This is a genomic window from uncultured Halopseudomonas sp., assembly GCF_963977355.1.
GTDB lineage: Bacteria > Pseudomonadota > Gammaproteobacteria > Pseudomonadales > Pseudomonadaceae > Halopseudomonas.
The window spans coordinates 1-4,988 of sequence record NZ_CAXBOV010000051.1; the positions used below are offsets into that span (position 1 = coordinate 1).

Genomic DNA, 4,988 nt, shown 5'->3' on the forward strand with positions numbered 1-4,988 from the left:
GCGATTGGTGTACGCCTGTAGTACTACCCAAGCTGGTTTTCGCTTATTCGATGACAGCTGCCTGGAACGGCTGAAGTTAATCTGCTCCTGTCGTGAAGCCGGTCTCGGTCTACCCGAGATTACCGAGTTTATACAGGCGCTGGATAGCGGAGATGAACGGCAGTGCCGAGCCGTCGAACGGCAAATACAACACACGATTGGTGTTAAAAGAGCCGCGCTGAATCGCTGCACCCAAGTACTAACCAAGGCGGCACGTGGACATGACTGATAAGGCGCGCGAACCGGCCGAGGTATCCAGGCCGCTCACCGGTTACCTGTGGGGGGTATTGGCGGTGCTGAGTTGCCCCTGTCATTTGCCGATTCTTGCCATCGTGCTGACCGGAACGGGTGCCGGCGTTTTTCTCGGGGACTACTGGGTAATCGTGGGTATCGCACTGACCGGTTATCTGGATTACGTCTTGCTGCCGGCCCTGGCCATTTTCATCGGCCTGACCGTCTACGCGCTATGGCGCAAGAGGCAGTACGATGCTTGCTGCGATACCCCGTCTGAGAAGGAGTCACAACCGTAAGTCGCGCAAACACCCACGCTCGCCAGCTACCGAGTACATCACCGTTTAGCCAGGAGCACCGCCATGCACTCAACCCCGCGCGATCTCGACACGCCCGAGGCCATCGCCGAGTTGCTGGATGCCTTCTACCGGAAGGTCCTGGCTGATGATCGCCTGCGCACGCTGTTCGTGGACGTGGCAGATATCGAGCTCGAAACGCACTTGCCGCACATCCGCGCCTACTGGTGCAAGCTGCTGCTCGGCGAACGCGACGGCTACCGGCGCAACATGGTCGCCCGCCACTTGGCGTTGCACGCGCGACACCCTTTGCAGATTGATGACTTCGAACGCTGGCTGAAGCTGTTTCGGGAGACCGTGAACGAAGATTTCGCAGGGCCGAGCGCAGACCGCGCCAAGACATTAGCAACACGGATCGCGGGGAATCTTGTGCAACTTACACGCTCACCAATCAACACGTAACGGACGATCGCACAACCCACTTTCAATGGAAAGCTGAATCATAAGACATCGCAAAACACTTTTGCGGGTTCGATAAGGAGTCACAACCATGAGTCATTCCAACGCCCAAGCCTTCGGTGACAACGGTCACCTGAACGGGATTTTTAACCAACTTGACGTCCCTGATGACGTTCGCAGGCGTCTGGCCCAGCCGCAGCAGAGCGTGCAGGTCAACATCCCGATCCGCATGGACGACGGCACCTTGCAATTCTTTCCGGCCTGGCGCATACGCTACGACGACACTCGCGGACCAAGCAAGGGGGGGCATTCGTTTTCATCCGGACGTGAGCGCGGAAGAAGTCACGGCGTTGAGCTTCTGGATGACCATCAAGTGCGCGGTGGTGGACCTGCCATTCGGCGGTGCCAAAGGTGGTGTTCGGGTCGACCCCAAGGCGCTCTCCCGACTGGAACTGGAACGTCTGTCGCGTGGCTATATCCGCGCCTTTCATGACCTCATCGGGCCGGACAGTGACATCCCGGCACCGGATGTCAACACCAACGACACCATCATGGGTTGGATGGCCGACGAATTTGCCCAGATCGAACGCCGTCAGGTACCGGCCACCATCACCGGCAAACCTTTAGGGCTGGGCGGTTCCAGGGGTCGCACCGCGGCCACCGGGCGTGGTGCGCTGCAGGTGCTTGATCTGTGGGCCGAGCGCCGCAGTAAAACGCATGAAGAACTCCGTGTGGCGGTCCAGGGTTTCGGCAATGCCGGTTATCACTTCGCTCGGCTGGCACGCGAGCGCGGCTATCGGATCGTCGCGCTGTCGGATTCCCAGGGTGCCATCTATGCTGCTGACGGACTCGATCCAGACCCGATCTGGCGCCATAAGCACAAGAACCGGGAGCTCAAGGGCATGGTTTACTGTGATGAATCGGTCTGCCAGGAAGCCGACGTCGAGCAACTGACCAACGAAGAGCTGCTGGCTCTTGATGTCGATGTACTGGTACTAGCCGCACTGGAGGACGCCGTCACCGAGCAAAATGCCGCGACCGTAAATGCCGCCACGATCCTGGAAATTGCCAACGGGCCCGTCAGTAATGCGGCCGATGACCAATTAGCCAAACGCGGTGTCGAGGTGCTACCGGATGTACTGGTCAATGCCGGCGGTGTGATCGTCAGCCATCTGGAATGGGTGCAGAACCGTATCGGTGATACCTGGTCCGAAGACGAAGTCAATCGGCGCCTCACCGAACGCCTGGCCCGCGAGGCCGGCGCCTGTTTCGACCGGGCGGAGGAAGGTAACACAACGCTGCGGACCGCGGCCTATACACAGGCCATCGGCCGCATCGCCGATGCCATGGCGCAACAAGGCACGCAGGGCTATTTCAACGATCACCGAGCATAAGAGGTAAAGCCATACTTGACCACGAGGCAGTCATCCGGCTTGGGATCTTCACGGGCATCCTGCTTGTAATGATACTTGCCGAAGCCGCCGCACCACGTCGCGACCAGCGCTACACTCGCCGGCAGCGGTGGCCACATAACCTCTTGATGGTCGTGGTGGACACCCTGGTCGTTCGGCTATTGTTTCCCGTGGCCGCCGTCGGAGCTGCGGTGATGGCGAATGAGCAGGCGTGGGGACTGCTAAATCTGGCCAATCTGCCAGTTTGGTTGTCAGTCCTTTTGGGGACGATCGCGCTTGATCTCGCAATCTACTTTCAGCATCGCATCTTTCATGCAGTGCCCTGGCTCTGGCGCTTGCATCGTATGCACCATGCGGATTTGGAATTCGACGTAACGACGGGCCTGCGTTTCCATCCTCTGGAAATTGTGCTCTCCATGGCCATTAAAATCACCGTCGTGGTTGCGCTGGGAGCACCTGCGATTGCGGTACTGATTTTCGAAGTGATTCTCAATGCAACCTCAATGTTCAACCACGGAAACGTACGATTGCCTCAAGGGCTGGAGCAAAAGTTGAGACGGTTGGTGGTCACGCCGGATATGCACCGCGTGCATCATTCGATTGTTCCTGAAGAGACAAATAGCAACTTTGGTTTTAATTTGCCTTGGTGGGACCGGTTTTTTGGCACCTATCGGGATAAACCTGCCGCTGGCCATATTGGAATGGTCATCGGCATCGAGGATTTTCGAGAGCCGCGGGACCTCCGGTTGGATCAGATGCTGATTCAGCCATTTCGCAGCACCTACCGACGCCCCTGATCATTGTAAGCACTATCATCAGGAGTTCTTCATTTAATCGGAAAGACCTCATCATGGGGCACTGATAGAAAAGGTCCGTACATGAGTGGCCTCCACGAAACCGCCTATCCGCGATTGAAGGCGGACGTCTCTGAACAGGAACTGGCGGAAATCTATACACCCACCGCCAAAGAATGTGCCTTTGCCAGAAAGCACGGCCGAACACCGGCTGCTCGTGGTGCCTTGTTAATTCTCCTGAAAACGGTTCAGCGCTTAGGCTACTTCGTGAATCTCAAAACGGTCCCGCGGCCCATCACAGCGCATATCCTGGCCTGCGACGACCTTTTACCCGTCCCATTGAGCCAGCTCAGGGAATACGACCGCAATGGTGGCGCCCGTCAGCGGATGTTGGACGCGATTCGTCAACAGGTGGGCATCAAGGCGTTTACCGTCGAAGGCAAGGCTATCGTGAGGGACTTGGCGCGTGAAGCGGCAACCACCAAGCAAGATCTGGCGGACATTATCAATGTGGTGATCGAAGAGCTGGTGCGCCAGCGTTTTGAACTGCCGGGTTTTTCAACGCTGCAACGGTCCGCGCGTCAGGCTCGCAGCACGGTTAATACAGGTTACTTTCGGACGCTCAGTGCGGGTTTGACGGCGCATCAAAAACAGGAATTTGACCGGCTGCTGCAAGTGCCAGACGATTCATCTCATACCAGTTGGCATAAACTGAAACAGGAACCCAAAAAGCCGACCAATACGGAAGTGAAGAAGTATCTTCAGCACCTGGAATGGCTTCAGGGCTGGTGTCAACGATTGCCCGCTGTTGATCACATTCCAGCCGCCAAGTATCACCACTTCATACTGGAAGCACGAGCGCTTGGCGCGGCCAACATCAAGGCTATGCAAAGCACCAAACGCTATGCCTTGATGATTCTGTTGGTCCATGCCCAATTGCGTCGCGCAATGGACGATGCCGTCGACATCTTTGTCCGCAAGATGCGCAACATCAAGACTAAGGCGGAAGCCAACCTGAACCAGTATCATCTGGATCACATGAAACGGATGGACAAACTGGTCGCTCAACTGCGTGACGTGCTGACCGCCGTTCAGGAAGCGCCGACGGATTCCGAGCGAGGTGCCCGAGTGGCGGCTGCCATCCAGAGCGACCCTGATGAATTACTGGCCGAGTGTGAGGAACACATGGCCTATGCTGGCAATAACTTCATCCCGTTCATGCTGCAACCCTACCGCCCGTTACGCCCCCTGTTATTCAATTGCCTTGAACTACTGGATCTGGCGGCAACCAGCCACGATCAATCCTTGATTGAGGCGATTGCGACTCTGAAAAAGCACCGGCACAGCCGTAAGGAATGCCTTGTGCTCAGCACTCAACCCGTCGACGTGTCCTGGCTACCGGAGCGTTGGCGCCGTTTGGTATTGGGGGCGGGGCCAAGCCAGCTACCGCCCGGCATGGTCTACCGGAAGTATTTCGAGCTGGGCGTACTGACACAGGTGAAGCGTGAACTGATTTCCGGCGATCTCGCGGTCGCGAATAGCGACCAGTACAGCGACTACCGCGATCAGCTCGTGGATTGGAGTGTCTATGATGCCCAAATAGCGGACTACAGTGCGATGGTTGATATCGCATCCGACCCAGCCGCTTTTGTGGCGCAGGCCCGCTCACGCTTGAGCGAAACGGCGGACCGCATTGACCGTAACTTCCCGGAGAATGAATACGCCGTCTTCAATGGTGAAGAGCTGGTGATCCGGAA

The 4,988-nt window shown here is 57.2% G+C and carries 6 protein-coding genes; all 6 read left to right on the forward strand.

Going from position 1 to position 4,988, the window contains the following annotated elements; translation table 11 throughout:
* On the forward strand, window positions 1–268 hold a 268-nt coding region (locus AAC076_RS17125), incomplete at its 5' end, for a MerR family DNA-binding protein (protein WP_339848036.1).
* A complete protein-coding gene (gene merE / locus AAC076_RS17130) occupies window positions 261–569 on the forward strand; it encodes a broad-spectrum mercury transporter MerE (protein WP_015077960.1) in 309 nt (102 codons plus the stop codon). The genes AAC076_RS17125 and merE, both read left to right, overlap by 8 nt.
* A gap of 63 nt (window positions 570–632) precedes the next feature.
* Window positions 633–1,028 carry a group III truncated hemoglobin gene (locus AAC076_RS17135; RefSeq protein WP_015077961.1) on the forward strand — a complete coding sequence of 132 codons (396 nt, stop codon included), beginning with the start codon at window positions 633–635 and terminating at the stop codon, window positions 1,026–1,028.
* A 323-nt stretch (window positions 1,029–1,351) separates the two neighbouring features.
* The gene (locus AAC076_RS17140) at window positions 1,352–2,419 is read left to right on the forward strand and encodes a Glu/Leu/Phe/Val dehydrogenase (protein WP_339652229.1); all 1,068 of its coding nucleotides are present in this window, start codon (window positions 1,352–1,354) and stop codon (window positions 2,417–2,419) included.
* A gap of 68 nt (window positions 2,420–2,487) precedes the next feature.
* Window positions 2,488–3,234: a sterol desaturase family protein gene (locus AAC076_RS17145; protein ID WP_218972799.1), complete on the forward strand. Its 747-nt coding sequence runs from the start codon at window positions 2,488–2,490 to the stop codon at window positions 3,232–3,234.
* 81 nt (window positions 3,235–3,315) lie between these two features.
* On the forward strand, window positions 3,316–4,988 hold a 1,673-nt coding region (locus tag AAC076_RS17150; RefSeq protein WP_339848040.1), incomplete at its 3' end, for a DUF4158 domain-containing protein.